At 69.3% G+C, this 25,309-nt stretch carries 23 protein-coding genes, 1 tRNA gene and 1 pseudogene; 10 read left to right on the top strand and 15 right to left on the bottom strand.

What is annotated here, in order from left to right; genetic code table 11:
- Nucleotides 1-13: 13 nt before the first annotated feature.
- Together MAA44156_RS06435 and MAA44156_RS06430 are read left to right on the top strand one after the other, a co-directional pair.
- A complete protein-coding gene (locus tag MAA44156_RS06435) occupies nt 14-454 on the top strand; it encodes a Zn-ribbon domain-containing OB-fold protein (protein ID WP_003876233.1) in 441 nt (146 codons plus the stop codon).
- Entirely contained in the window at nt 451-1,665 is a 1,215-nt protein-coding gene (locus tag MAA44156_RS06430; protein WP_003876232.1) for a lipid-transfer protein, read from the top strand. Before MAA44156_RS06435 ends, MAA44156_RS06430 begins: the two co-directional genes overlap by 4 nt.
- Nucleotides 1,666-1,775: 110 nt before the next feature.
- Here the strand turns inward: MAA44156_RS06430 and MAA44156_RS06425 are convergent, their stop codons facing one another.
- On the bottom strand, nt 1,776-2,390 hold the full coding sequence (locus MAA44156_RS06425; protein WP_009977356.1) for an ANTAR domain-containing response regulator: 615 nt from the start codon (nt 2,388-2,390) through the stop codon (nt 1,776-1,778).
- A 94-nt stretch (nt 2,391-2,484) separates the two neighbouring features.
- On the opposite strand from MAA44156_RS06425, the gene MAA44156_RS06420 reads away from it, so the two are divergent.
- Nucleotides 2,485-2,561: transfer RNA gene (locus MAA44156_RS06420), tRNA-Leu, on the top strand.
- A 297-nt stretch (nt 2,562-2,858) separates the two neighbouring features.
- On the opposite strand, the gene MAA44156_RS06415 is transcribed toward MAA44156_RS06420, so the two are convergent.
- Complete coding sequence (locus tag MAA44156_RS06415) at nt 2,859-3,104, bottom strand: hypothetical protein (protein WP_080555747.1); 246 nt, start codon at nt 3,102-3,104, stop codon at nt 2,859-2,861.
- A gap of 149 nt (nt 3,105-3,253) precedes the next feature.
- Between MAA44156_RS06415 and MAA44156_RS06410 the strand changes: the two genes are divergently transcribed.
- The 6 genes and pseudogenes from MAA44156_RS06410 (at nt 3,254) to cydC (ending at nt 11,290) form a co-directional block, all read left to right on the top strand.
- On the top strand, nt 3,254-4,585 hold the full coding sequence (locus MAA44156_RS06410; RefSeq protein ID WP_003876230.1) for an adenylate/guanylate cyclase domain-containing protein: 1,332 nt from the start codon (nt 3,254-3,256) through the stop codon (nt 4,583-4,585).
- A gap of 27 nt (nt 4,586-4,612) precedes the next feature.
- On the top strand, nt 4,613-5,206 hold the full coding sequence (locus MAA44156_RS06405; protein WP_010949157.1) for an HdeD family acid-resistance protein: 594 nt from the start codon (nt 4,613-4,615) through the stop codon (nt 5,204-5,206).
- Nucleotides 5,207-5,292: 86 nt separating this feature from the next.
- Nucleotides 5,293-6,765: a cytochrome ubiquinol oxidase subunit I gene (locus tag MAA44156_RS06400; RefSeq protein ID WP_009977359.1), complete on the top strand. Its 1,473-nt coding sequence runs from the start codon at nt 5,293-5,295 to the stop codon at nt 6,763-6,765.
- A 33-nt stretch (nt 6,766-6,798) separates the two neighbouring features.
- Nucleotides 6,799-7,839 (top strand): cytochrome d ubiquinol oxidase subunit II, encoded by a 1,041-nt coding sequence (gene cydB / locus MAA44156_RS06395; RefSeq protein WP_009977361.1) that lies wholly within the window; start codon nt 6,799-6,801, stop codon nt 7,837-7,839.
- 86 nt (nt 7,840-7,925) lie between these two features.
- Nucleotides 7,926-9,524, top strand: coding sequence for a thiol reductant ABC exporter subunit CydD (gene cydD / locus MAA44156_RS06390; RefSeq protein WP_029248505.1), 1,599 nt, complete (start codon nt 7,926-7,928; stop codon nt 9,522-9,524).
- Nucleotides 9,511-11,290, top strand: a pseudogene (cydC, locus tag MAA44156_RS06385) (thiol reductant ABC exporter subunit CydC). Before cydD ends, cydC begins: the two are co-directional and overlap by 14 nt.
- On the opposite strand, the gene MAA44156_RS06380 reads toward cydC, so the two are convergent.
- The 10 genes from MAA44156_RS06380 to MAA44156_RS06335 all read right to left on the bottom strand — a co-directional run bounded on the left by MAA44156_RS06380 (nt 11,203) and on the right by MAA44156_RS06335 (nt 22,323).
- Entirely contained in the window at nt 11,203-12,600 is a 1,398-nt protein-coding gene (locus MAA44156_RS06380) for a bifunctional lysylphosphatidylglycerol flippase/synthetase MprF (protein ID WP_009977365.1), read from the bottom strand. The pseudogene cydC and the gene MAA44156_RS06380 overlap by 88 nt on opposite strands.
- A 141-nt stretch (nt 12,601-12,741) precedes the next feature.
- Nucleotides 12,742-13,644: an acyl-CoA thioesterase II gene (locus MAA44156_RS06375; protein WP_009977366.1), complete on the bottom strand. Its 903-nt coding sequence runs from the start codon at nt 13,642-13,644 to the stop codon at nt 12,742-12,744.
- Nucleotides 13,645-13,716: 72 nt separating this feature from the next.
- Entirely contained in the window at nt 13,717-15,135 is a 1,419-nt protein-coding gene (gene pyk, locus MAA44156_RS06370; RefSeq protein ID WP_003877740.1) for a pyruvate kinase, read from the bottom strand.
- 66 nt (nt 15,136-15,201) lie between these two features.
- Entirely contained in the window at nt 15,202-15,555 is a 354-nt protein-coding gene (locus MAA44156_RS06365) for a DUF2752 domain-containing protein (protein WP_029248507.1), read from the bottom strand.
- Between the two features lie 107 nt (nt 15,556-15,662).
- Nucleotides 15,663-17,030, bottom strand: coding sequence for a prolipoprotein diacylglyceryl transferase (locus tag MAA44156_RS06360; protein ID WP_023880175.1), 1,368 nt, complete (start codon nt 17,028-17,030; stop codon nt 15,663-15,665).
- The gene (gene trpA / locus MAA44156_RS06355; RefSeq protein ID WP_003876219.1) at nt 17,027-17,842 is read right to left on the bottom strand and encodes a tryptophan synthase subunit alpha; all 816 of its coding nucleotides are present in this window, start codon (nt 17,840-17,842) and stop codon (nt 17,027-17,029) included. Before trpA ends, MAA44156_RS06360 begins: the two co-directional genes overlap by 4 nt.
- Nucleotides 17,839-19,110 carry a tryptophan synthase subunit beta gene (gene trpB, locus MAA44156_RS06350; RefSeq protein WP_011725306.1) on the bottom strand — a complete coding sequence of 424 codons (1,272 nt, stop codon included), beginning with the start codon at nt 19,108-19,110 and terminating at the stop codon, nt 17,839-17,841. Before trpB ends, trpA begins: the two co-directional genes overlap by 4 nt.
- A 71-nt stretch (nt 19,111-19,181) precedes the next feature.
- Complete coding sequence (gene trpC, locus MAA44156_RS06345; protein WP_003877736.1) at nt 19,182-20,000, bottom strand: indole-3-glycerol phosphate synthase TrpC; 819 nt, start codon at nt 19,998-20,000, stop codon at nt 19,182-19,184.
- Nucleotides 20,001-20,113: 113 nt separating this feature from the next.
- Nucleotides 20,114-20,794 carry a TIGR02234 family membrane protein gene (locus MAA44156_RS06340; RefSeq protein WP_009977372.1) on the bottom strand — a complete coding sequence of 227 codons (681 nt, stop codon included), beginning with the start codon at nt 20,792-20,794 and terminating at the stop codon, nt 20,114-20,116.
- The gene (locus MAA44156_RS06335; RefSeq protein ID WP_009977374.1) at nt 20,791-22,323 is read right to left on the bottom strand and encodes an anthranilate synthase component I; all 1,533 of its coding nucleotides are present in this window, start codon (nt 22,321-22,323) and stop codon (nt 20,791-20,793) included. The genes MAA44156_RS06340 and MAA44156_RS06335 overlap by 4 nt, the downstream gene beginning before the upstream one ends.
- A gap of 172 nt (nt 22,324-22,495) precedes the next feature.
- On the opposite strand from MAA44156_RS06335, the gene MAA44156_RS06330 reads away from it, so the two are divergent.
- A complete protein-coding gene (locus MAA44156_RS06330; RefSeq protein ID WP_009977375.1) occupies nt 22,496-22,954 on the top strand; it encodes a peroxiredoxin in 459 nt (152 codons plus the stop codon).
- A 3-nt stretch (nt 22,955-22,957) separates the two neighbouring features.
- Here MAA44156_RS06330 and MAA44156_RS06325 read toward each other — a convergent pair whose 3' ends face one another.
- The 3 genes from MAA44156_RS06325 to hisF form a co-directional block, all read right to left on the bottom strand.
- Complete coding sequence (locus MAA44156_RS06325; protein ID WP_003877734.1) at nt 22,958-24,064, bottom strand: calcium:cation antiporter; 1,107 nt, start codon at nt 24,062-24,064, stop codon at nt 22,958-22,960.
- Between the two features lie 102 nt (nt 24,065-24,166).
- Nucleotides 24,167-24,514 carry a phosphoribosyl-AMP cyclohydrolase gene (gene hisI, locus MAA44156_RS06320; protein ID WP_011725309.1) on the bottom strand — a complete coding sequence of 116 codons (348 nt, stop codon included), beginning with the start codon at nt 24,512-24,514 and terminating at the stop codon, nt 24,167-24,169.
- Nucleotides 24,511-25,308: an imidazole glycerol phosphate synthase subunit HisF gene (gene hisF / locus MAA44156_RS06315; protein ID WP_009977378.1), complete on the bottom strand. Its 798-nt coding sequence runs from the start codon at nt 25,306-25,308 to the stop codon at nt 24,511-24,513. The genes hisI and hisF overlap by 4 nt, the downstream gene beginning before the upstream one ends.
- Nucleotide 25,309: the final 1 nt, after the last annotated feature.

Genomic DNA, 25,309 nt, shown 5'->3' with positions numbered 1-25,309 from the left:
GTACGCTGACCCGGTGCCCGAAGTCATCCGACAACAACCGGCGGTCGAGGGATGGTTCGCCACCGACGAGGCCGGCGCCCCGCACCTGATCGGCAGCAAATGCCCCCAGTGCGGCACCTACGTCTTCCCGCCCCGGGAGAACAACTGCCCCAATCCGGGTTGCGACGGCGACGCGCTGGAATCGACTCCGCTGTCCAGGCGGGGAACGCTGTGGAGCTACACCGAGAACCGCTATGCCCCGCCCCCGCCCTACCCGTCCCCGGACCCGTTCGAGCCGTTCGCCGTCGCCGCCGTGGAGTTGGCGAAGGAGGGTCTGATCGTGCTGGGCAAGGTGGTCGAGGGCACGCTGGCCGCCGACTTGAAGGTCGGCATGGAGATGGAGCTGACCACGATGCCGCTGTACACCGACGACGACGGCGTGCAGCGCATGGTGCACGCGTGGAGGCGCGCATGACAACCCCGAGCACCCCGCCCGAACCGCTCTACATCCTCGGGGCGGGCATGCACCCCTGGGGCAAGTGGGGCAACGATTTCACCGAGTACGGCGTGGCGGCGGCGCGAGCGGCTCTGGCCGAAGCCGGCCTGGACTGGCGTCAGATCCAGTTGGTGGCCGGCGCCGACACCATCCGCAACGGCTACCCGGGATTCGTCGCGGGCGCGACGTTCGCCCAGAAGCTGGGATGGAACGGCGTGCCGGTCAGCTCCAGCTACGCCGCGTGCGCCAGCGGGTCGCAGGCGCTGCAGAGCGCCCGGGCACAAATCCTCGCGGGCTTCTGCGATGTGGCCCTGGTGATCGGCGCCGACACCACGCCCAAGGGCTTCTTCGCCCCGGTCGGCGGTGAGCGCAAGAACGATCCCGACTGGCAGCGGTTCCACCTGATCGGCGCCACCAACCCGGTCTACTTCGCGCTGCTGGCGCGGCGGCGGATGGACCTCTACGGCGCCACACTCGAGGACTTCGCCCAGGTGAAGGTGAAGAACTCGCGCCACGGCCTGCAGAACCCGAATGCCCGCTACCGCAAGGAGGTGTCCGTCGAGGACGTGCTGGCCAGCGCGGTGGTGGCCGACCCGCTGCGGCTGCTGGACATCTGCGCCACCTCCGACGGCGCGGCCGCGCTGGTCGTGGCCAGCGCGAAGTTCGCCCGCGAACACCTCGGCTCGCTGGCCGGTGTGCCGTCGGTGCGCGCGGTCAGCACGGTGACTCCGCGCTACCCGCAGCATCTGCCCGAATTACCGGATATCGCAACGGATTCCACGGCCGCGGTGCCCGCGCCGGATCGGGTGTTCAAGGACCAGATCATCGACGCGGCCTACGCCGAGGCCGGTGTCGCGCCCGAGGACCTGAGCCTGGCCGAGGTGTACGACCTGTCCACCGCGCTGGAGCTCGACTGGTACGAGCACCTGGGCCTGTGCCCCAAAGGTGAGGCCGAGGCGCTGCTGCGCAGCGGCGCCACCACCCTCGGCGGCCGGGTGCCGGTCAACCCGTCCGGCGGGCTGGCCTGTTTCGGCGAGGCCATTCCCGCGCAGGCGATCGCTCAGGTCTGCGAGCTGACCTGGCAACTGCGGGGTCAGGCCACCGGCCGGCAGGTGGAGAACGCCACGGTCGGCATCACCGCCAACCAGGGCCTGTTCGGCCACGGCTCGTCGGTGATCGTCGCGCGATAGGGAGTGCCGGCGGCGCGGGCTTCGAGTGTGAAGCCTGGGCGAGCCCCCTCGGCGTGTCGTCGCCAACGATGCACACTCAAAGCCAACGATTCACACTCGACGGCCTCCGGCTACTCCTTGGGCGTGCCGAGCGTCTCCAGCACCACCTCGGCCACCCGCTTCATCGTGGTCCGCCGGTCCATCGCGGCACGCTGGATCCACTTGAACGCCTCGGGTTCGGTCATGCCCTGCTCGGTCTGCAGCAGGCCCTTGGCCCGCTCCACCAGCTTGCGGGTCTCCAGCCGCTCGGACAGCGTGGCGACCTCGCGTTCCAGCTCGGCGATCTCGCTGAACCGGCTGACGGCCAATTCGATCGCCGGGATCAGGTCGCTGATGGTGAAGGGCTTGACCAGGTAGGCCATCGCCCCGGCGTCGCGGGCGCGCTCCACCAGATCGCGCTGACTGAACGCGGTCAGCACGACGATCGGCGCGATGCGCTTGCTGGCGATCTCGGAGGCCGCGTCGATCCCGTCGCGGCGCGGCATCTTGACGTCCATGATCACCAGGTCCGGGCGATGGCGCTCGGCCAGCTCGACGGCTTCCTGCCCGTCGCCGGCCTCCCCGACGATCTCGTATCCCTCCTCCCGGAGCATCTCGGCGAGATCCAGTCGAATGAGCGCTTCGTCTTCAGCGATCAGGACCCGGCGCGGCACAGCAGCGTCGGTGTCGGTCGTGGGGCCTGTCATGACGGACATTGTGTCGTGAACGCCTCAGACCAGCGAGCGCGGGGGCGGTGTGACGGGTGAGGACACCAAATCCTCTAAGGTGGTAGGCCGGTAAGCCCTCGTATCCCAACTGGCAGAGGAAACGGATTCAAAACCCGTACAGTGTGAGTTCGAATCTCACCGAGGGCACCACCGCTACCCGCCGCACGCCGCCGGTCCGCCGCGTCCCGAATTTGCATTCATCCGATCCCACGGTCTGCGAAATCGGCCAAATACCGACCATCGGTATGAAATATGCGCAATTTTTAAACCTGGCGCCACCAAAAGCTCGAATTTGTCGCATTCCGGCGAAATAGCTGAGGCGCGACAAATGAATTCATCAAATCCTTTCGCCGGGACCCTCGAAAACACCGGCCGGGCTCGCGCGCAGACCCCTCGACAGCGCGGTCGCAGCCCAGTGGTGGGCACCGATCGAGACGGGCGGCCGAGTCAGCCGCCGATAGAACCGGTGACGCAAACCTGGTTTGCCGCAGACACATTCAGCCCCGGCGTATCGTTGCCGATCGAATCGCCGGCCACCCGAAGCAGCCAACTCGGCTGACCGCACGCGGCGCTGCAGCCGCCCATCAGCACCGCGGTGAGAACAAGGATTAACGCAAAAACGAATCTTTTTAGACCCGCCATCAGGCACCCCTTGGTCGAGGCGAACGCACGTCCGACACAGCCGTCGAACATGTGTCAGATAACCCAAACGAATGACGCGCAAACCCGATTACAACCCGATAACGAAAGTCGTATCAGACTTGGGAAACTTACGGGGGCGAAAACGGCGATATTCGTCCGACAGTCGACAAGATTGCCTGCTCAGCGGTTAGGCTTGCTGCGTGGCGGCCAAGAGTTGTGGTGCCGCACCGCTATGGCCAAACGGCTCGTCGAAGCGCCCGGACTGTGTGGCCGCGGCGCGGGCCCAGTCGCGTGCCCGCAACCAGCACTACGCCGACAGCGCCGCGCGCCAGTCCCGGGTGCTTGCCATTGCCGCGTGGCTGGCCGTGCTGGTCTGCGCCGACTTCATCCTTCTGCAAGTGGTCACCGGGGCGTGGACCTGGCAGATCGTTTCGCTCAACGTCGTCGCCGCGTTGATTTTCGCGATCGTCCCGTGGCTGCACCGGTTCGGTGACCTGGTCGCCCCGCTGACCTTCCTCGGCGCGGCCTACGTCACCGTCTTCGTCAGCTGCTGGGACGTCGGCACGGCATCGGGCGGGCAGTACTTCTTCCTGGTGGGCGCCTGCCTGGTGCTGCTGGTGATGGGCATCGAACACACCGTGCTCGCGGCCGTCCTGGCCGCGATCGGTGCCGGGCTGGTGATCGCCGTCGAGTTCGCCTTTCCCCGCGACACCGGGCTGCAGCCGGCCTGGGCGCAGTCGATGTCCTTCGTGGTGACCATCGTCTCGGCCTGCATCATGGTCTTCGTCGCGGTGTGGTTCGCGCTGCGCGACACCCAGCGCGCCGAGGCGGTGATGGAGTCGGAGTACCAACGCTCAGAAGCGCTGCTGGCCAACATGTTGCCGGGCAGCATCGCCGAGCGGCTGAAGCACTCCGACGGCGACATCATCGCCGACAAATACGACGACGCCTCGGTGTTGTTCGCCGATATCGTCGGGTTCACCGAACGCGCCAGCGGCACCGCCCCGGCCGACCTGGTGCGGTTCCTGAACCGGCTCTACATCGCCTTCGACGAGTTGGTGGACAAACACGGCCTGGAGAAGATCAAGGTCAGCGGCGACTCCTACATGGTGGTCAGCGGCGTGCCGCGGGTCCGGCCGGACCACGCCGCCGCTCTCGCCGACTTCGCCCTCGACATGGTCAAAGTTGCTGCGGCACTGAAGGATCCGTACGGCCGACCGGTGCCGCTGCGGGTGGGGATGGCCTGTGGACCGGTGGTCGCGGGTGTGGTGGGCTCGCGCCGGTTCTTCTACGACGTGTGGGGCGACGCGGTCAACGTGGCGTCACGGATGGAATCCACCGACTCGGTGGGCCGCATCCAGGTACCCGAGACGATGTACGAGCGGCTCGCGCCCGAATTCGTGCTGCAGGAACGCGGCCGCATCGAGGTCAAGGGCAAGGGTGTGATGCGCACCTGGTATCTGATCGGCCGCAAGCCGGCCGAAGCGCCCACCGATCTGGTTGCCGAGCAACCGCACACCGCGCACGTCTGACCAAAGTCCCTGTACCACGGCCAGCGTTTGTGCCAGACTGCGGCCATGACTATGTCCCCTGGCTCCCCTGTTCCAAGCTTGCTGCCGCATCTGTGGAAATCCGCTCTGCTGTCGGGAATTCTGTCGCTTGCCCTCGGTGTCCTGGTGCTGGTGTGGCCGGGAATCTCCATCCTGGTCGCCGCAGTCGCCTTCGGCGTCTATCTGCTCATCACCGGTATCGCGCAGGTGGTATTCGCCTTCTCGCTGCATGTTTCGGCGGGAAGCCGGGTGCTGTTGTTCATCAGCGGCGCCGCCTCGCTGATTCTGGCGCTGCTGGCGTTCCGCCATTTCGGCCAGGGCTACGCAATTCTGCTGCTGGCCATCTGGATTGGTATCGGGTTCATCTTCCGCGGCGTGGCCACTACGATCTCGGCGGTCAGCGACCCGAACCTGCCGGGCCGGGGCTGGAACATCTTCCTCGGGGTGATCAGCCTGCTGGCCGGCATCGTCGTGCTGGCCTCGCCGTTCGAATCCATTGTCACGCTAGCGATTGTGGTGGGCGCGTGGTTCGTGGTCATCGGGGTGTTCGAGATCATCTCCTCGTTCGGCATCCGCAAGGCGTCCAAGACCCTCGCCGGCTGAGGCCGGCCGGTAGCGGAGGCCCGGGCCTATCTACTACACTCTGTCGTAGCCGTTGGTTCGGGCCTCCGCAGTTCGGGAGATGACGGATGAATGTCGTCGATATTTCGCGCTGGCAGTTCGGTATTGTCACCGTCTACCACTTCATCTTCGTGCCGCTCACCATCGGTTTGGCCCCGCTGCTGGCCATCATGCAGACGGCGTGGGTGGCCACCGGGAACACCGCCTGGTACCGGTTGACCAAATTCTTCGGCAAGCTGTTTCTGATCAACTTCGCCATCGGCGTGGCCACCGGGATCGTCCAGGAATTCCAGTTCGGCATGAACTGGAGCGAGTACTCGCGGTTCGTCGGTGACATCTTCGGTGCGCCACTGGCGATGGAGGGACTGTTCGCGTTCTTTTTCGAATCCACCTTCATCGGCCTGTGGATCTTCGGCTGGGGCCGACTGCCCAAGCTGATTCACTTGGCGTGCATCTGGATCGTGGCCATCGGCGTCAACGCGTCGGCCTTCTTCATCATCGCCGCGAACTCCTTCATGCAGCATCCGGTCGGCGCGCACTACAACCCGGCGACGCGGCGTGCCGAGTTGGACGACATCTTCGCGCTGCTGTCGAACAACACTGCGCAGGCGGCGTTTTCACACACCGTGACCGGAGCGTTGCTGACGGCGGGCACCTTCGTCGCCGCCGTCAGCGCCTGGTGGATGGTGCGCTCCCGCGCCGGCGGATCCACCACGCCGGCCGCGGAAACCGAGGCCCGCACCATGTTTCGTCCGGCGGCCATCCTGGGCTGCGGGGTCGTGTTACTGGCCACCGTCGCCCTGTTCTTCACCGGTGACCGCCAGGGCAAGCTGATGTTCGTCCAGCAGCCGATGAAGATGGCGTCGGCAGAATCGTTGTGCCACACCCAAACCGACCCCGACTTCTCGGTGCTGACCATCGGCACCCACAACAACTGCGGCAGCGTCACCGAAGTGATCAAGGTGCACTACGTGCTGCCGTGGCTGGCCGAGGGCCGGTTCAGCGGCGTGACGCTGCGCGGAGTGAACGAGCTGCAGCAGCAGTACCAGCAGCGCTTCGGCCCCGACGACTACCGGCCGAATCTGTTCGTCACCTATTGGTCGTTCCGGCTGATGATCGGATTCCTAGCGATCCCGGTGTTGTTCGCGTTGACCGTGCTGTGGGTGACCCGCCGCGGGCGCACACCGCGGCAACGCTGGATGTCGCGGTTCGCGCTGCTGACCATTCCCACCCCCTTCCTGGCCAACATCGCGGGGTGGGTATTCACCGAAATAGGGCGCCAGCCCTGGGTAGTGGTGCCCAACCCGACCGGCGACCAGGCGGTCCGGATGACGGTCCGCGAGGGCGTGTCCAACCATGTGCCCGGCATGGTGATCACGTCGCTGGCGACCTTCACCCTCGTCTACGCGGTGCTGGCGGTGGTCTGGTTCTTTCTGCTGAAGCGCTACACCGTCGAGGGTCCGTTGGAACACGACGCGGAACCCGCTCCGCCGCGGGCACCCAGCGATGACGAGGTGGCGCCGCTGTCCTTCGCCTACTGACGGGGCACACCTACCACGTAAGGAGCTGAACCGATGGGACTGCAAGAGGTGTGGTTCGGCATCATCGGGATGCTGTTCCTGGGTTTCTTCATCCTGGAGGGCTTCGACTTCGGCGTGGGCATGTTGATGGAACCGTTCGCCCGGGTCGGAATCGGTGAGCCAGAACCGTTGCGCCGCACCGCACTCAACACCATCGGCCCGGTGTGGGACGGCAACGAGGTGTGGTTGATCGTCGGCGGCGCGGCCATGTTCGCGGCCTTTCCCGGCTGGTACGCCACCGTATTCTCCACGCTGTACCTGCCACTGTTGGCGATCCTGTTCGGGATGATCCTGCGCGCCGTGGCGATCGAGTGGCGCGGCAAGATCGACGACACCAAGTGGCGCGGCTGGGCCGATTTCGGCATCGCCGCCGGGTCGTGGCTGCCGGCGGTGCTGTGGGGGGTGGCGTTCGCCGTCCTGGTCCGCGGGCTGCCGGTGGACGCCGACGGCCACATCCACCTCTCCGTCACCGACGTGCTCAACCCCTACACGCTGTTGGGTGGCCTGGCCACCGCCGGGCTGTTCCTGTTGTACGGGGCGGTGTTCGTGGCGTTGAAGACGTCCGGTGCGATCCGCGACGACGCCTACCGCTTCGCCGTCTGGCTTTCGCTTCCGGTGACGGGACTGGTTGCGGGCTTTGGGCTTTGGACCCAGCTCGGCTACGGCAAGGACTGGACCTGGCTGGTGCTCGCGGTGGCGGTGGTGGCGCAAGTGGCGGCGGTGCTGTTGGTGTGGCGGCGCGCGTCCGACGGCTGGGCGTTCACCTGCCTCGCGCTGGTGGTCGCCGCCGTGGTGATCCTGCTCTTCGGCGCGCTGTATCCGAACCTGGTGCCGTCCACACTGGACAGCCGGTGGAGCCTGACCATCTACAACGCGTCCTCGACGCATTACACCCTCAAGGTCATGACGTGGGTGACGGCGATCATGGCCCCGGTGACGGTGGTGTACCAGGCGTGGACGTATTGGGTGTTCCGGCAACGGCTTTCGGCCGACCGGATCCCGGCGCCCGTCGGGCTGACAAGGCGCCCGTCCTGAGCGGTGAACACGGCACCAGCCGGGCGCCGCTGGACCCGAGACTGTGGCGGTCCTCGAGGCCGGTGCGCCGCTACCTGGTGGCGGCGGTGGGCTGCGGGGTGCTGATCTCGGGCTGCGCGATCGGCTCGGCCGTTGTGCTGGCCGGCATCGTCGCGCGCGTCGTCGGCGATACCTCCGCCGGCGAGATGCGCTCCTGGCCGGCGCCGCTGTCAATCCTGTTGGCGCTGTGGGCCGTCCGGGCGGTGGCGCATTGGCTGCAGGCCCGGCTGGGGCAGCGGGGAGCCAGCGCGGTGATCGCCGACCTGTCCGGGCAGGTGCTCGCCGCGGTCACCGCCCGCCCGCCCGCCGAGCTGGCCGCGCAACGCGACGAAGCGGCGGTGGTGGTCACCCGCGGCCTGGACGGGCTGCGGCCCTACTTCACCGGATACCTGCCGACGCTGATGCTGGCCGCCATCCTGACCCCGGCCACCGTGGCGGTGATCGCGGCCTACGACGTGAAATCCACGGTGATCGTGGCGATCACGCTGCCACTGATCCCGATCTTCATGGTCCTGATCGGGCTGGCGACCCGTGACCGCTCCGCGGCGGCGCTGGCCGCGATGACCACCCTGCAGGCCCGGCTGCTCGACCTGATCGCCGGCATCCCCACCCTGCGCGCGCTGGGACGAAGCTCGGGTCCCGACCGGAGCATCGCCGAACTCGCTGCCGCGCACCGCCGCTCGGCGATGGCGACGCTGCGGATCGCCTTCCTGTCGGCGCTGGTGCTGGAATTGCTGGCCACGCTGGGGGTGGCGCTGATCGCCGTCGGCATCGGCCTGCGCCTGGTGTTCGGCGAGATGACACTGACCGCCGGTTTGACGGTGTTGCTGCTGGCGCCGGACGTGTACTGGCCGCTGCGCCGCATCGGTGTGGAATTCCATGCCGCTCAAGACGGAAGAACCGCCGCCGGCGCGGCGTTCGCCCTCATCGGCGAGCCGGGCGGGCCGAGCGCCGCGAAGGTTCGCACCCGCACCGTCACCGCCCGCGGCGCGCCGATCCGTCTGGAACACCTCAGCGTGGCGGCTCGCGACGGCCAGGCGCCCTGCGACCTGAGCGCGGTGATCGAACCTGGCGCGGTGACCGTGCTGACCGGGCGCAACGGCGCCGGCAAGAGCACCACGCTGCAGGCGATCGCCGGCATCACGGCGCCGTCGTCGGGCCGGGTCACCGTGCGCGGTGTCGACGTCGCCGACCTGGAGCCGCGCGGGTGGTGGGCGCAGTTGTCCTGGCTGCCGCAGCGCCCGGTGCTGGTGCCGGGCACCGTCGACGACAACCTGCGGCTGTTCGGCGAACTCGACGACATCGAAACCGCCTGTGCTATCGCGGGTTTCGACGCCGTGCTGGCCGAGCTGCCCGATGCGGGCGCCACCCCGCTGGGCCGCGGCGGAGTCGGCCTGTCCCTGGGGCAGCGGCAGCGGCTGGGCCTTGCCCGCGCGCTCGGATCGCGGGCCGCCGTGCTGCTGCTCGACGAGCCGACCGCGCACCTGGACGCGCGCACCGAAGAACGCGTGTTGCGGGCTGTCGTCGAACGGGCCCGCGCCGGCGCCACCGTCGTCGTGGTGGGGCACCGCGAGCCGGTCCTGGCCATCGGCGACCGGGTGGTCGCGGTGTCCGCCGACCGTGGAGCACGTTGTGCCGCGGCCTGATTCGTTCGCGTCCGCCTCTAGCCGCAGGCCGCTGCTGGCGGCCGCGGGCCTGCTGTCGCCCCGGCTGCCTCGCCTCGCCGCGGCGATCACGCTGGGGGTGCTGTCGCTGGGCAGCGCGCTGGCGTTGGCCGGGGTGTCCGCGTGGCTGATCACCCGCGCCTGGCAGATGCCGCCGGTGCTGGACCTGTCCGTCGCCGCGGTCGCGGTGCGGATGTTCGCGATCTCCCGCGGCGTGCTGCACTACTGCGAGCGACTGGTCACCCACGACACGGCCCTGCGGGCGGCCGGCGCCGCGCGGGTGGCGGTATACCAGCGGCTGACGCGCGGCGGCGCGGCGGCCGCCGTCCGGCTGCACAGCGGCGAGCTGGTGGCCCGGGTGGCCGCCGATGTCGACGAACTGGCCAACGTGCTGGTGCGCGCACTGGTGCCGATGGGTGTGGCGGCGGTGCTGGCGGTGGCGGCGACCGCGGTCGTCGCCGCGATCTCACCGGCGGCGGGCGGGGCATTGGCGATCTGCCTGCTGGTCGCCGGCTTCGTCGCGCCCCGCCTGGCGGGCCGGGCCGCCGCGACCCAGGAAGACATTGCGCGCCAACAGCATTCGCAGCGCGACAGCGCGGCGATGCTGGCGCTCGAACACGCCCCCGAGCTGCGCATCGCCGGTCTGCTGCCCGAGGTCATCGCCGAATCGCAACGCCGCCAACGGGCGTGGGGCGTCGCCCTGGACGCGGCGGGCAAGCCGGCCGCCGTGGCCGAGGCGATGCCCACCGCGGCCATCGGGGCCAGCGTGCTGGGCGCGGTGGTGGCCGCCATCGGCATGGCGCACGCCGTCGCGCCCACCACCCTGGCGGTCCTGATGTTGCTGCCGCTGTCCGCCTTCGAGGCGATGACGCCGCTGCCTGCCGCCGCCGTCCAGTTGACCCGGTCACGGATCGCCGCGCGCCGCCTGCTCGAGCTCACCGCGACCGAACCCCCGCGCCCGGCCGGCTCCGCACCCCGGCCGACGGGCCCGGGCCGGCTGACCGCCGACATCCATTCCGGTCACGACGGCGCGGCCCGCGCTTGCCGCGTGACGCTGGACCTGCCGCCGGGCGCGCGGCTGGCCGTCACCGGCGCCAGCGGCTGCGGAAAGACGACGCTGCTGATGACGCTGGCCGGTCTGCTGCCGCCGCTGCAGGGACAGGTGGTGCTGGACGGCGTCGCGTTGAGCGAGCTCGATGAATGCGAGTTAGCAAGGGCCATCGTCTTTTTCGCCGAGGACGCACATGTCTTCGCCACCACCGTCCGGGACAACCTGCTGGTGGCCCGCGGCGACTGCCCCGACGACGAACTGACCGACGCGCTGGGGGCGGTCGGGCTGGGCGACTGGCTGGCCGGGTTGCCCGACGGACTGTCCACGGTGTTGACCGGTGGCGCGCAGGCGATTTCGGCGGGCCAGCGGCGCAGGCTGTTGCTGGCCCGCGCGGTGATCTCCCCCGCCCGCATCGTGCTGCTCGACGAGCCCACCGAGCACCTCGACGCCGGCGACGCCGAGCGGCTGCTGCGCGACCTGCTGGCGCCGGATTCGCGGCTGCTGTCCCCGCCGCGCACCGTGGTGGTGGCCACCCATCACCTGCCGGAGAGAATCGGCTGTCGCGAACTTCACGTCGATCGGGGGCCGGCAGACGCCGGCTAGCGATGCCTACAGGTGCCGGCGGCGCGGCAGGAATTCCAGCGACAACAGCACGAACAGCAGCGGGACGATCTGGGTCATGGAGATCACCGCGTAGCGCCGCCCGTCCAACGCATGCCACTTGCGCACGTACCGGTACAGCGACTCCAGCGCGATCAACGGGTCGAGCACGTGGGTCAACCGGTAGAAGATGCGCCGGGTCCAGCCGCGGTTCTTGTCCTCGAAGATCTCCGGGAACGCGGCGAAGGCCAGCGATACCCGTTGCGCCCCACGGTCTTTGTCGACCATGACCATGTCGACGCTGAGCCGCTCGTCGAGTCCGTTGGGGGCGCCGCGGCGCCGCCACGGCACGTCGAGGGTGATGTCGCTGCCGCCGCCGGCGGTGGCGTAGCGGTGAAACGCCTGCACCTTGCCCGTCGCGTCCCTGGCGATGATCAACAGGATTCCGGGGAACCGCCCTTCCAGCACCCCGTCGAGGTTCATGTGGAAGCCGCGATCGGCGTGCGCCCCCTTGGACGACTCCCGCACCACCTCGGTCAGCTCGGCCAGCAGCTCGTCGCTGAGTTCCTGCTCGGCCACGATTTCGGTTGTGACGCCGCAGTTGTGGGTGCGTTTGACGGCCTGACGCAGGTTGCGGAACTTGCGGCCGACCATGTCGAAGCTGCTCACGTCGACGACCACGTCGCGCCCGATCGGTATGGGCCGCAACGTTTGTCCCAGGACCGCCGAGTCCTTCCACAACTCGAGGCGCCGCTCGCTGCAGCCCACCACGGCGATGCGCCATCCGTGGGCGTGGCAGGCGGCGGCGAAATCGGCGACCAGTTCCGGGAAGTGGGCCTCGTCGCCGATCGGGTCCCCGCTGACCACCGCGATCCCCAGCCGCGTCCGGTAGGCCAGCGCGGCGCTGCCGTCGGCGCTGAAGTGGTAGCTCTTGCCGGTCTGCATGGTGAACGGCGCCAGCGCATCGTCGCGGGTGGCGTTGATCAGCTCCCATATTCGCGGCAGGTCGGCGGGCCGCGGGTGCGAGGACGTCGGCCACATCAACACCATTCCCGAGCCGGCGATCAGCACGTCGCCCAGCAGGTCGAAGGACAACACGTGCAGCCCCAGCCCCGCCAGCACGAAAAAGGCGGCGACGGCGGCGTGCATCGTCGTCACCGGCCGGCCCAGGAAGATCCCGCGCGCGATCCAGGCCACGGCGACCAGGACGGTCAGCGACCAGGCCAGCCGATCGGCGTAGTGCCAACTCGGATTGCTGTGGTGGTGCACGAGGATCTGGATCAACCAGCACGCCGCGCAGAACAGTGCCAGGGCTCCGATCAGCCGGGCCGCCCGTGAATCGGCGGAAACCACAACGCGTTCCCCCGCGCGCGGTTTCGTTGCGACGTCCACCACCGGCCCGTTCACCCTCACCTCCCGATGCGCTGACAACAGCCGGGCGGCTGTGCGCCGCCTCTGCACCGAATACCCGGCACCGTCAAAATTACGCCCGATCCCGCTCGTATCGGCCGGTTTCGGGCCGATATCCTGCAGCTTTTGCGTAACGGTTTACCGGCGGGCGGAGGGAAAGTATTTCAGCACACCCTCCTGCACGACGGTGGCCAGCGGTTGCCCGGACCGGTCGAAGAAATGCCCGGTGCCCAGCCCGCGCGAATCCGCGGCCACCGGCGACGACGTGGAGTACAGCACCCAGTCGTTGAAGTCGACCTGACGGTGAAACCAGATGGAATGGTTGGCCGAGGCGGCGAAAATGCGGTCGAATCCCCAGGAAAGACCGTGCGTGGTGATGACGGAGTCCAGCACCGTGGTGTCCGAGGAGTACACCATGGTCGCGGTGTGCAGGACCGGGTCGTCGGGAAGCTTGCCCAGCGCCTTGACCCAGACCCGATTGTGGGGCAGCCTCTCCCCTTTCGTCCGCATCACCCACGCCGGGTCGTTGGTGTAGCGCCATTCGATCGGCTGCAGCGCGTTGACGAAGTGCGGCACGGTCTCTTCGTAGCCGCGCAGCAGTTCGCCGATCGTGGGTTGGGTCTCCGGGTCGGCCACCCGTGGCGGGTCGACGCCGTGCTCGAGTCCGCGGCCACCGGCCATGTAGGAGATCAGTGCCGAGCACAGCAGCGTGCCGTCCTGCACCGCGTCGACGCGGCGGTTGGCGAACCGCCGCTCGTCGCGCAGCCGGGTGACGCGGTATTCGATGTCCTTGCCGGTGTCGCCGCCGTTGATGAAATGCACCGAGAGCGCGCTGGGGGGCAGGTCGTCGCGAATCAGGCTGCGGCTGCTGGCCACAAACGACTGCGACATGAGCTGTCCGCCGAACGTTCGCATCGGATTCTTGCTGGGATGCGATCCGACGAACAGATCTTCGGCGACGCGCCGGAGGTCCAGCGTCGCCAGCAGCTCCTCGAAGTCGGCCGTGGTGTTCGGCTCCTGGGATTCAGCGCCGGCTGGCACGAGCTCTCCTCTGGTTCGATGCGCCCGCCCGTTTCTCAGGCCGCGCAGCGGCCCGTGTCGTCGCCGGGCGGGCTAGACGTCGTCCTCGCCGATCCGGTGCACGTGGATCAGGTTGGTTGACCCTACTGTGCCAGGTGGCGCACCGGCGACGATCACCACCAGGTCACCACGCCGGTACCGACCGAGTTCCAGCAGCGACTTGTCCACCTGGCGGATCATGCCGTCGGTGGAGGTCATCATCGGCACGATGAACGTCTCGGTACCCCAGGTCATGGCCAGCTGGCTGCGCACCTCCGGCCATGCCGTGAAGGCCAGCAGCGGCAGCGGGGTGTGCAACCGCGCCAGCCGCTTGACGGTGTCGCCGGACTGGGTGAACGCGACCAGCGCCTTGGCGTCCAGGCGTTCGCCGATGTCGCGGGCCGCATACGAGATCACCCCGCGTTTGGTGCGGGGCACGTGGGTGAGCGGCGGGGCGGCCGTGGAGTTGTCCTCGACCGCGCAGATGATGCGCGCCATGGTCCGCACGGCCGCCAGCGGGTACTTGCCCACCGAGGTCTCCCCGGACAGCATCACGGCGTCGGCGCCGTCCAGCACGGCGTTGGCGACGTCGGAGGCCTCGGCCCGGGTCGGCCGTGAGTTCTCGATCATCGAATCGAGCATCTGGGTTGCCACGATGACGGGTTTGGCGTTCTCCCGGGCCATCTGGATGGCCCGCTTCTGCACCAGCGGAACCTCTTCCAGGGGAAGTTCCACACCGAGGTCGCCGCGGGCCACCATGATGGCGTCGAAGGCCAGCACGATGGCTTCCAGGTTGTCGACGGCCTCCGGCTTTTCCAGTTTGGCGATCACGGGCACCCGCCGGCCGACGCGGTCCATCACCTCGTGCACCAGCTCGACGTCGGAGGGCGAACGCACGAAGGACAGCGCGACCAGGTCGACGCCCAGCTCGAGCGCGAAGGTGAGGTCCTCGATGTCCTTGTCGGACAAGGCCGGTGCGGAGACGTTCATGCCCGGCAGCGAGATGCCCTTGTTGTTGCTGACCGGGCCGCCCTCGACCACGGTGCAGATGACGTCGTCGCCCTCGATGCCGTCGACCACCAGGCCGACCTTGCCGTCGTCGACCAGGACCCGGTCCCCGACCGCGGCGTCCTGGGCCAGTTGTTTGTAGGTGGTCGACACCCGGTCGTGGCTGCCTTCGCAGTCGGCGACGGTGATGCGGACCGTTTCGCCGTCGGCCCAGTAGGTGGGCCCGGTGGCAAAGCGCCCCAGGCGGATCTTGGGGCCCTGCAGATCGGCGAGCACGCCGACGGCGCGGCCGGTGGCGTCGGAGGCCACCCGCACCCGTTCGTAGGCGGCTTTGTGGTCGGCGTAGTCGCCGTGGCTGAAGTTCAGTCGGGCGACGTCCATTCCGGCCTCGACCAGCGCCAAAATCAACTCGTCCGAATTGGTCGCCGGGCCAAGGGTGCAGACGATCTTCCCGCGTCTACTCACGCCGACCCAGCATAGTCGCGTGCCCGCGTCCCGGCCCGCACATAACGCACGGCGCGCAGTGTGCTGTTACCCACCGAGAACAGTCGGAAACAGGGGGAAGGCGGGCAGGTTACGCAGCACTGTCCACACCAGGGTGGCGACGACGACCGCCGGCACCGCCGCCGCGGGCAGCGATCGCCGGCCACGGGCGCGCCGAACCAGCAGGAACGCGGCCAGCGTCGGGACGGCGGCCAGCAGGAAGACGTTGTCGTGGACGGCGGCCCACAGCTCGCCGTGCAGCAGGTCGTGTGTCATACGCAGGCCGCCGCAGAACGGGCAATTCCAGCCGGTGAGCCATTTGAACGGACACGGCGGGTAGATCGACGCCGGATCGTGCGGGTCGGCCAGCCCGATGTAGCCGAGCGCTCCGCTGAGTGCCACGGCCATACCGGCCGCGACGTGGCGGCGATGACGGCCACCGCGCGCGAGCGGCTGGGATGGCATCACCTGCCCAGCATGCCAGATCGACGCCGGGTCGTTGCCTGCCGCTAGCGGCCCGAGAGCCGGTCGCGCAGTCGCGCACCCCAGCGCCGTTTCGTTTCCGGCTGCTGCGGGGCGGGTTCGGGTTCCTCGGCGACGGGTTGCTCGGGCGCTTCGCCGGATTCCTCTTCGGGCTCTTCGGTTTCCGGCTCTTCGGGCTCTTCGGTTTCCGACTCTTCGGGCTCTTCAGCTTCTGGCGCTTCAGGTTCCTCGGCTTCCGGCTCGCCCGCCTCTTCGGCCGCTTCCGTTTCTTCGGCTTCCGGCTCGCCCGCCTCTTCGGCCGCTTCCGTTTCTTCGGATTCCGGCTCTTCGGCCTCTTCGGCCGCTTCCGTTTCTTCGGATTCCGGCTTCTCGACGTCCGGCTCCGCCGATTCTTCGGGCCGCTGCGCCGTCGCGTCGGCTCCAGCGGCTTCGGCGCCGTCCGCCGGCGCCGCCACACCCTCGGTCGCCGCCTCGGTCGTCGCCGCCACCGTCGCCGGCTCGGGCTCGGCGGGTTCCTCCTCGACGTATTGGTTGCCGCGCAAGCTCTCCGGATCCTCGCGGCCCTTCGGCGCCGCCATCAGATACACCACGGCCCCGATGAACACGAACGTCGAGGTGAACGAATTGATCCGGATGCCGGCGATGTGGGTGGCGGTGTCGTCACGCAACAGCTCCACACAGAAGCGGCCCACGCAGTAGCCGGCCACATACAGCGCGAACAGCCGGCCGTGGCCCAGCGTCAGCCGTCGATCCGCGTACAGCAGGGCGACGAAAATCAAAAGATTCCACAGCAATTCGTACAGGAACGTCGGCTGCACCACCAGCGCGACCTGGCCCGTCGAGACGCCGTCCAGCGAATGCGGGTCGATGTATCCCGACGGGTCACGCCGGTAGAAGATCTCCAGGCCCCAGGGCAGGGTGGTTTCGCGGCCGTAGAGCTCCTGATTGAAGTAGTTGCCGAGCCGGCCGATGGCCTGCGCCAGAATGATGCCCGGCGCCAACGCGTCCGCGAACGCCGGCAGCGGAATGCCATGTCGCCGGCACCCGATCCAGGCGCCGACCGCGCCGAGCGCCACCGCGCCCCAAATGCCCAGGCCGCCGTCCCAGATCCGCACCGCCGCACCGAATCCGGCGCCGCCGGGGCCCCAGTAGGTTCGCCAGTCGGTGGCCAGGTGATAGAGCCGCCCGCCGACCAACCCGAACGGCACCGTCCACAACGCGATGTCATAGATGACGCCGCGTTCGCCGCCGCGCGCCTCCCAGCGGCGGTCACCGATCAGCAGCGCCGCCACGATCCCGGCGATGATGAACAACGCGTAGGCCCGAATCGGCACCGGGCCCAGATGCCAGACGCCCTGCGGCGGGCTGGGGAAATAGGCGAGCAGCTTGGTCACGAGGCGGCCGCCCTCTGCCGAACACCAGCGGCGAGTTCTTCAGTCAGCGCACGCAATGCGGTCAAACCTCCGTCCCCCAGCGCCGACACCAGCGCCGACCCGACGATGACACCGTCGGCGTAGCCGCCGATCTGGGCGGCTTGCTCGCGCGAGCGCACGCCGAGCCCGACCCCGACGGGTATGTCCGAGATCTCCCTGACCCTGCTCACCAACTCCGGCGCGGCATGCGACACCGCGTCGCGCGCCCCGGTGACGCCCATCGTCGAAGCCGCATAGACGAATCCGCGCGACGCCTCGACCGTCAGCGCCAACCGCTGCGGCGTCGACGACGGCGCCACCAGGAAAATCCGGTCCAGCCCGTGCCGCTCGGAGGCCGCCAGCCACTGCCCGGCTTCGTCGGGGATGAGGTCGGGCGTGATCAGGCCGTAGCCGCCGGCCGCGGCCAGGTCGCGGGCGAACGCGTCGACCCCGTAGCGCAGCACCGGGTTCCAGTAGGTCATCACCACCGCGCGCCCGCCCGCCGCGCTGATCGCCTCGACCGCGGCCAGTGTGTCGCGCACCCGCACGCCGCCGTGCAGCGCGGCCTCAGTGGCCCGGGCGATGGTCGGGCCGTCCATCCCCGGATCCGAGTACGGCACCCCGACTTCGACGATGTCGCAACCCGATTCGACCAGCGCCACCATCGCCTGCACCGAGGTCGGCACGTCCGGGTAACCGGTGGGCAGGTAGCCGATCAGCGCCGCCCGATCGTCGTCGCGGCACGCCTCGAAGATCGGCGACAGCCGGCTCGCCTGGCTCTGCTTGACGGTCATCGGTCGCTGGACCCCAACAGCCCGAACCACTTTGCCGCCGTCTCGACGTCCTTGTCCCCGCGCCCGGACAGGTTCACCACGATGATCGCGCCGCGGCCCAGCTCGGGCCCCAACTTCAGCGCACCCGCCACGGCGTGCGCGGACTCGATGGCCGGGATGATCCCCTCGGTGCGGCACAGCACCCGAAACGCGTCCATCGCCTCGGCGTCGGTGATCGGACGGTATTCGGCACGGCCGGTCTCGCGCAGATACGCATGTTCTGGACCGACTCCGGGATAGTCGAGACCCGCTGAGATGGAATGGGATTCGATGGTCTGCCCGTCTTCGTCCTGCAGCAGGTAGGAGAACGACCCCTGGAACGCCCCGGGCGAGCCGCCGCTGAAAGTCGCGGCGTGCCTTCCGGTTTCGACGCCGTCACCGGCCGCCTCGAATCCCACCAGCCGCACGCCGGGGTCGTCGATGAACGGATGGAAGATCCCGATGGCGTTGGAGCCGCCGCCGATGCAGGCCACCACCGCGTCGGGCAGCCGGCCCGCCTGCGCCTGGATCTGGGCGCGGGCCTCCAGCCCGATGATGCGCTGGAAATCGCGGACCATGGCCGGAAAGGGATGCGGCCCGGCCGCGGTGCCGAAGCAGTAGAACGTGTTGTCGGCGTTGGTGACCCAGTCCCGGAAGGCTTCGTTGATGGCGTCCTTGAGCGTTTTCGAACCGCTCTGCACCGAGACGACCGTCGCACCCAGCAGGCGCATCCGCGCCACGTTGAGCGCCTGGCGCTCGGTGTCCACCGCGCCCATGTAGATCACGCATTCCAGGCCCAGCAGGGCGCAGGCCGTGGCGGTGGCCACGCCGTGCTGGCCGGCCCCGGTCTCGGCGATCACCCGCTTCTTGCCCATCCGCTGGGCCAGCAACGCCTGACCGAGCACGTTGTTGATCTTGTGAGAACCGGTGTGGTTCAAGTCTTCTCGCTTGAGGAAGATCCGCGCGCCGGCCTGCTCGGACAGCCGCGGGGCCTCGTACAACGGCGACGGCCGCCCCGCGTAGTTCGCCTGCAGATAGTCCAGCGTGTCCAGGAAGTCCTGGTTGACGCGCTCCTTCTCGTAGGCGGTGGTGACCTCTTCGATGACGGCCATCAGCGCCTCCGCGACGTAACGGCCGCCGTACACGCCGAAATGCCCACCGGCGTCGGGTTCATGACGGGTGGGTTCGGCGATCGCTGCGCTCGGAAGCGGAAGGTCCGGACGGGTCCGGGGGGAGATGTCCACCGTCACCAGGGCTCTACGCGGGGATGGCTCATCGGGTTCAACGTTTCGGCGGGGCGGCTCTTCACTGACGTGAGCGGTTAGCGAGCCGGTTTCGGACAGGACGGATGGGTGCCCGCGGTAACCAGGTCGGCGACCGCGGCGCGCGGGTCACCGCTTTTCACCAGGCCCTCGCCCACCAGGACGGCGTCGGCGCCCGCGCCGGCATACGCCAGCAGGTCGCCGGTGCCGCGCACGCCGGACTCGGCGATCCGGATCACGTTGCTGGGCAAGCCGGGAGCGATGCGGGCGAAGCAATCCCGGTCCACCTCCAGCGTCGCCAGATCGCGGGCGTTGACGCCGATCACCTTGGCGCCGGCCCGCAGCGCCCGGTCGGCTTCTTCCTCGGTGTGCACCTCGACGAGCGCGGTCATGCCCAGCGATTCGGTGCGGTCCAGCATCGACACCAGCGCCGACTGCTCCAGCGCGGCCACGATGAGCAGCAGCATGTCGGCGCCGTGCGCACGCGCCTCGTGGATCTGATACGGCTGCACCACAAAGTCTTTGCGCAGCACCGGGATGGAGACCGCGGCCCGGACCGCGTCCAGGTCGTCGAGCGAGCCGTGAAAACGCCGCTCCTCGGTCAACACGCTGATGATGCGGGCGCCGCCGTCTTCGTAGGCGCGGGCCAGTTTGGCCGGATCGGCGATGGTCGCCAGGGAACCCGCCGACGGGCTGGCGCGCTTGACTTCGGCGATGACGCCGATTCCGGGCTCGCGCAACGCGGCCATCACGTCGAGTGGCGGTGGCGCGGCGGCCGCGGCGGCTTTGATCTCCGACAGGCTGATCAGGGCTTCGCGCGCGGCAACGTCGGCCCGGACTCCTTCGAGGATGGAGTCAAGCACGGTAGCCGGACTCATGCCTGTCGTTTCCCTTCGCCCTGTCGCCCGCCGTCATCCCACGGCCACTTCGTTGTTCCCCAGCCGATTGCGACGACGTCAATGAAGGGTAGCGGCCCGCGGCTCGCGTCCCGTCACCGACCCTCGGTGTCGGACCCGCTGGGTCGATCGGTCGGGTCGCGCCCCTCGTCAAGGGCGTCCCAGATCATCCGCTCCGACATTTCCGGCGTCTCCGGCTGCTCCAGCATCGCTCCGTCGGCCGCGTTACGTCGCGTAATCGAGCGGCGCGTCGCCGGTGTCGCGTACTTCAGTGCGCTCGACCGGGCGGACTTCGGGTCCGACGCGGAACGCATCAGCAGCACGGCGGCGATCAGCGTGAGCGCGGCGGCGGCCACCGTGATCCCGGCGCCCAGGTACCGCCGCTCGCTGCCGACCAGCGAGATCACCGACAGGTGCGCCAGCTCGGTGCCGCGCACCGCGACGTCGGGCAGCACCCATAGGCTGACGCCCAGGTAGCCGACCGCCAGGCTGGCCACCGCCAGCAGGCCGGCCAGCGCGCGCAGCAGCCACCCGCGCACCGCGATCGCGGCGACCGCGGCGGCCAGCAGCAGCAACGCCAGCGGCAGCAACGCCGTCGACCACGTCCCGCCGGACAGGGTCACCGCCTTGGGCGGCCCCAGCCCGTCGAACGAGCGGATCACCACCCACGGCAGGCGCGCGGCCACCCACAACCCCACGGCCGCGATCACCAGCAGCAGCTGGGCGATCCGGATCAACCAGCGGCCGTCCAGCCTCCGCGCGCGGGCCTCGGTCATCGCCGCGCGCCCGGTTCGGTCAGCGTCTCGGCGGCCGCGATCGCGCCGAGCACCGCGCGCGCCTTGTTGGTGGCCTCGGTGTATTCGTAGGGGCCGTTGGAGTCCGCCACCACCCCGCCACCCGATTGCACGTAGGCGGTGCCGCCGCGCATCAGCGCGGTGCGGATGGCGATGGCGAAGTCGGCGTTGCCGGCGAAGTCCAGGTAGCCGACCACGCCGCCGTAGAGGCCGCGGCGCGTCTTCTCCACCTCTTCGATCAGCTCCATCGCCCGGACCTTCGGCGCACCCGACAGGGTGCCGGCCGGGAAGCAGGCCGTCACCGCGTCCAGGGCGGTCCTGCCCTCGTCGAGCACGCCGGTCACCGTCGAGACCAGATGCATGACGTGGCTGTAGCGCTCGATGTGGCTGTAGTCGTCGACCCGGACGGTGCCCGGCGCGCACACCCGGCCCAGATCGTTGCGGCCCAGATCGACCAGCATCAGATGCTCGGCGCGTTCCTTCTCGTCGGCCAGCAGCTCCTTTTCCAGCAGCTGGTCCTCTTCGTCGGTCTGCCCGCGCCACCGGGTCCCGGCGATCGGGTGGGTGGTCGCGACGCCGTCGGCCACCGTGACCAGAGCCTCCGGGCTGGACCCGACGATCGAAAAGTCCGTTCCCCCAGCATCATTCGGTACATGCAGCAGATACATGTAGGGGCTGGGGTTGGTGACCCGCAACATCCGGTACACGTCGATCGGGTCGACGTCGGTGTCCATTTCGAACCGCTGCGAGGGCACCACCTGAAACGCCTCACCGGCGGCGATCTGCTCGACGAGGTAGTCGACGATCTTGCCGTACTCCTCGACGCTGCGCTGCGCGCGGTAGCGCGGCTCGGGCCGCTCGAAGGTGGCCACGGTGGAGGCCAGCGGCTGGCCCAGCGCCGCGGTCATCACGTCCAGCCGGGCGACGGCGTCGTCGTAGGCCTCGTCGACCCGTTCGTCGGTCCCGTTCCAGTTCACCGCGTTGGCGATCAGCGTGATGGTGCCCTCGTGGTGGTCGACGGCCACCAGATCGGTGGCCAGCAGCAGCAGCATGTCCGGCAGGCCCAGGTCGTCGACGGCCAGCTCGGGCAGCCGCTCCAGGCGCCGCACCAGGTCGTAGGCGAAGAAGCCGACCATGCCGCCCGACAACGGCGGCAGCCCGCTCAGCGGCCCGGTGGCCAGCAGGTCCAGGGTGGCGCGCAGCGCCTGCAGCGGATCGCCGCCGGTCGGTGCGTCCTGCGGCACCACCCCCAGCCAGCCGGCTTCCCCGTCGCGCACGGTCAGCGCCGACGGCGACCCGGCGCCGATGAACGACCACCGCGACCAGGACCGGCCGTGCTCGGCCGACTCCAGCAGGAAGGTGCCCGGGCGGTTGGCGGCGAGTTTGCGGTAGGCCGACAGCGGCGTCTCGCTGTCGGCCAGCACCTTGCGGGTCACCGGGACCACGCGGTGCTCGGCCGCCAGCTGGCGGAAATCCTCTCGTGAGGTCGTCGCGGCGAGGTGGGCGTGCACCGACCCATCCTCCCAGACGCGGCCCGGTGGCTCGGCCCGCCCGCGCCCGCTGGCTCGGCCCGCCCGCGGCCCGGTGGCCCGGCCCGTCCGCGGATGTAACGCCACGGCGAATTCGCGGCCCATTTTCCGCCGTGGCGTTACGACCGGCGGCGGCGCGCGTAGCGTGTCGCCCATGAAACCTGGTGACACCGTCGCGGACTTCGAACTGCCCGACCAGACGGGAACGCCGCGCAAGCTCAGCGACCTGCTCGCCGCGGGGCCCGTCGTCCTGTTCTTCTACCCGGCGGCGATGACGCCCGGGTGCACCAAGGAGGCGTGTCACTTCCGCGACCTGGCCGCCGAGTTCGCCGCCGTCGGCGCCAACCGGGTGGGCATCAGCGCCGACCCGGTGGACAAGCAGGCCAAGTTCGCCGAGCTGCAGAAGTTCGACTATCCGCTGCTGTCGGATACCGATGGCGCGGTGGCCGCCCAGTTCGGCGTCAAGCGTGGACTGCTGAGCAAGCTGCTGCCGGTCAAGCGCACCACGTTCGTCATCGACACCGACCGCACCGTGCTCGACGTGATCTCCAGCGAGTTCAACATGGACACCCACGCCGACAAGGCGCTGGCCACGCTGCGCGCCCGGGCCTGACCGTCACGGGCTGACCGCCAGGAAGACGTAGGCGGCCAGCAGCACCAGATGCACCTCGCCCTGCAGCCGGGTGGCCCGCCCGGGCACGACGGTCAGCACGCTGATCACCACGGTCAGGGCCAGCAATACCAGCTGGATGGCGCCCAGCCCGAGCACCAGCGGACCCTTCAGCCAGATCGAGGCCAGCGCGATCGCCGGGATGGTGAGCCCGATGCTGGCCATCGCCGAGCCGTAGGCCAGGTTCAGGCTGATCTGGATGCGGCCCTGGCGGGCGGCCCGCACGGCCGCCAGGGTCTCGGGCAGCAGCACCAGCGCCGCGATGATCACACCCACGAACGTCTGCGGGAAGCCCACCGCGGTGACCGCCCGCTCGACGGCCGGTGACTCCTCCTCGGCCAGCCCCACCACCGCCACCAGCGCACACAGCAGCAGCACCAGGCTGACCAGCGCCTCGCGGGTGCTGGGCGGATCCGCGTGGCTCTCGTCCTCGAACAGGCTCTTCTGCCCCTTCTGCGCGATCGGCAGGAAGAAGTCGCGGTGCCGCACCGTCTGCGTGAACACGAACAGCAGGTAGACCAGCAGCGAGGCGACCGCGGCGAAGGTGAGCTGGCCGGGCGAGAACTCCTTGCCCACCTGGGTGGTGGTGAACGCCGGCAGCACCAGGCTGAGCGTCGCCAGGGTGGTCAGCGTGGCCAGCGCGGCGCCGCTGCCCTCGGCGTTGAACAACGTGACGCCGTAGCGGCGCGACCCGAGCAGCAGCGACAGCCCGGCGATGCCGTTGGTGGTGATCATCAGCGCGGCGAACGCCGTGTCCCGGGCCAGGGTCGCCGTCTCGTTGCCGCCGGACGCCATCAGCTCGACGATCAGCGCCACTTCGATGATGGTCACCGCGGCCGCGAGCACCAGCGACCCGAACGGCTCGCCGATCCGGTGCGCGACCACCTCGGCGTGATGCACCGCGGCCACCACCGCGCCGATCAGGAACAGCGCGGCCAGCGCGACCAGCACCGGCCCCAGTCGCTCGCCCCAGATCAATGCCAGCACGACGACGGCGAGCACCGGCACCACCACGGTCCAGGACAACACGTTCCGGGACAACCATTTCGACATTGCGTGCCATTCTCGTCCAAGTGATGCGCCGACGCCCCCGGAAGTGACTCCCGACACGCTGGTCAGGCGCCGGGCTCGACCTGCCGCCGGCCTGACCCCGCCCTAGTCCTGCGGGTGCAGCAGCACGTCGGCGTCGAAGCAGCTGTGGTCGCCGGTGTGGCAGGCGCCGCCGACCTGATCGACGGTCAACAACACGGTGTCGCCGTCGCAGTCCAGCCGCACCGAGTGGACGTACTGGGTGTGCCCCGACGTCTCCCCCTTGACCCACTGCTGGCCGCGTGAGCGCGAATAATAGGTTGCCTCACGGGTTTCCAGCGTGCGGGCCAATGCCGCGTCGTCCATCCAGGCGACCATCAGCACGTCCCTGCTGCCGCGCTCCTGCACCACCGCCGTGACCAGGCCGTCGGCGTTGCGCTTCAGCCGAGCGGCGATCTGCGGGTCGAGCATCATCGCACCATCCTCACCGGTATGCCCGCCTCGGCCATGGCGGCCTTGACCTGTCCGATGGTCAGCTCCCGGAAGTGGAAAACGCTGGCCGCCAACACCGCGTCAGCCCCGGCCTCGATCGCGGGCGCGAAGTGTTCGGCCGCCCCGGCGCCGCCGCTGGCGATCACCGGCACGGTGACCGCGGACCGCACCGCCTGCAGCATCTCCAGGTCGAACCCGGCCTTGGTGCCGTCGGCGTCCATCGAGTTCAGCAGGATCTCCCCCACGCCCAAATCGGCTCCGCGGGAAGCCCATTCGACGGCATCGATGCCGGTGCCGCGCCGTCCGCCGTGGGTGGTGACCTCCCAGCCCGACGGGGTGGGCACCGCGCCCGGCGGCACCGTGCGGGCGTCCACGGACAGCACGATGCACTGGGAGCCGAACTGCCGCGCCATCTCCTCGAGCAGCTCGGGGCGCGCGATCGCGGCGGTGTTGACCGAGACCTTGTCGGCTCCGGCCCGCAGCAGCACGTCGACGTCGGCCACCGTGCGCACCCCGCCGCCGACGGTGAGCGGAATGAAGACCTGTTCGGCGGTGCGGCGCACCACGTCCAGCATGGTGGCGCGGCCCGACGACGACGCGGTCACGTCGAGGAAGGTGAGCTCGTCGGCGCCCTCGGCGTCGTAGACGGCGGCAAGTTCGACGGGATCGCCTGCGTCCCTGAGGTTTTCGAAGTTGACGCCCTTGACCACCCGCCCGTCGTCGACGTCCAGGCAGGGGATCACGCGTACCGCCAGGCCGCTGGAGTTCGGGCTCATC

Source organism: Mycobacterium avium subsp. avium (assembly GCF_009741445.1).
Taxonomy (GTDB): domain Bacteria; phylum Actinomycetota; class Actinomycetes; order Mycobacteriales; family Mycobacteriaceae; genus Mycobacterium; species Mycobacterium avium.
Note: the sequence above shows the minus strand (reverse complement) of the source record. Positions and strands in the feature narration are given on the sequence as shown.

What these genes read in the sequence shown, in the direction of transcription:
- MAA44156_RS06430 (WP_003876232.1), top strand. Translation starts at nt 451, where the DNA reads ATGACAACCCCGAGCACCCCGCCCGAACCGCTCTACATCCTCGGGGCG.
- MAA44156_RS06425 (WP_009977356.1), bottom strand. Translation starts at nt 2,390, where the DNA reads ATGACAGGCCCCACGACCGACACCGACGCTGCTGTGCCGCGCCGGGTC.
- MAA44156_RS06415 (WP_080555747.1), bottom strand. Translation starts at nt 3,104, where the DNA reads ATGTTCGACGGCTGTGTCGGACGTGCGTTCGCCTCGACCAAGGGGTGC.
- MAA44156_RS06400 (WP_009977359.1), top strand. Translation starts at nt 5,293, where the DNA reads ATGAATGTCGTCGATATTTCGCGCTGGCAGTTCGGTATTGTCACCGTC.
- cydB (WP_009977361.1), top strand. Translation starts at nt 6,799, where the DNA reads ATGGGACTGCAAGAGGTGTGGTTCGGCATCATCGGGATGCTGTTCCTG.
- trpA (WP_003876219.1), bottom strand. Translation starts at nt 17,842, where the DNA reads ATGACCGTCAAGCAGAGCCAGGCGAGCCGGCTGTCGCCGATCTTCGAG.
- trpC (WP_003877736.1), bottom strand. Translation starts at nt 20,000, where the DNA reads ATGAGTCCGGCTACCGTGCTTGACTCCATCCTCGAAGGAGTCCGGGCC.
- MAA44156_RS06340 (WP_009977372.1), bottom strand. Translation starts at nt 20,794, where the DNA reads ATGACCGAGGCCCGCGCGCGGAGGCTGGACGGCCGCTGGTTGATCCGG.
- MAA44156_RS06330 (WP_009977375.1), top strand. Translation starts at nt 22,496, where the DNA reads ATGAAACCTGGTGACACCGTCGCGGACTTCGAACTGCCCGACCAGACG.
- MAA44156_RS06325 (WP_003877734.1), bottom strand. Translation starts at nt 24,064, where the DNA reads ATGTCGAAATGGTTGTCCCGGAACGTGTTGTCCTGGACCGTGGTGGTG.
- hisI (WP_011725309.1), bottom strand. Translation starts at nt 24,514, where the DNA reads ATGATGCTCGACCCGCAGATCGCCGCTCGGCTGAAGCGCAACGCCGAC.
- hisF (WP_009977378.1), bottom strand. Translation starts at nt 25,308, where the DNA reads ATGAGCCCGAACTCCAGCGGCCTGGCGGTACGCGTGATCCCCTGCCTG.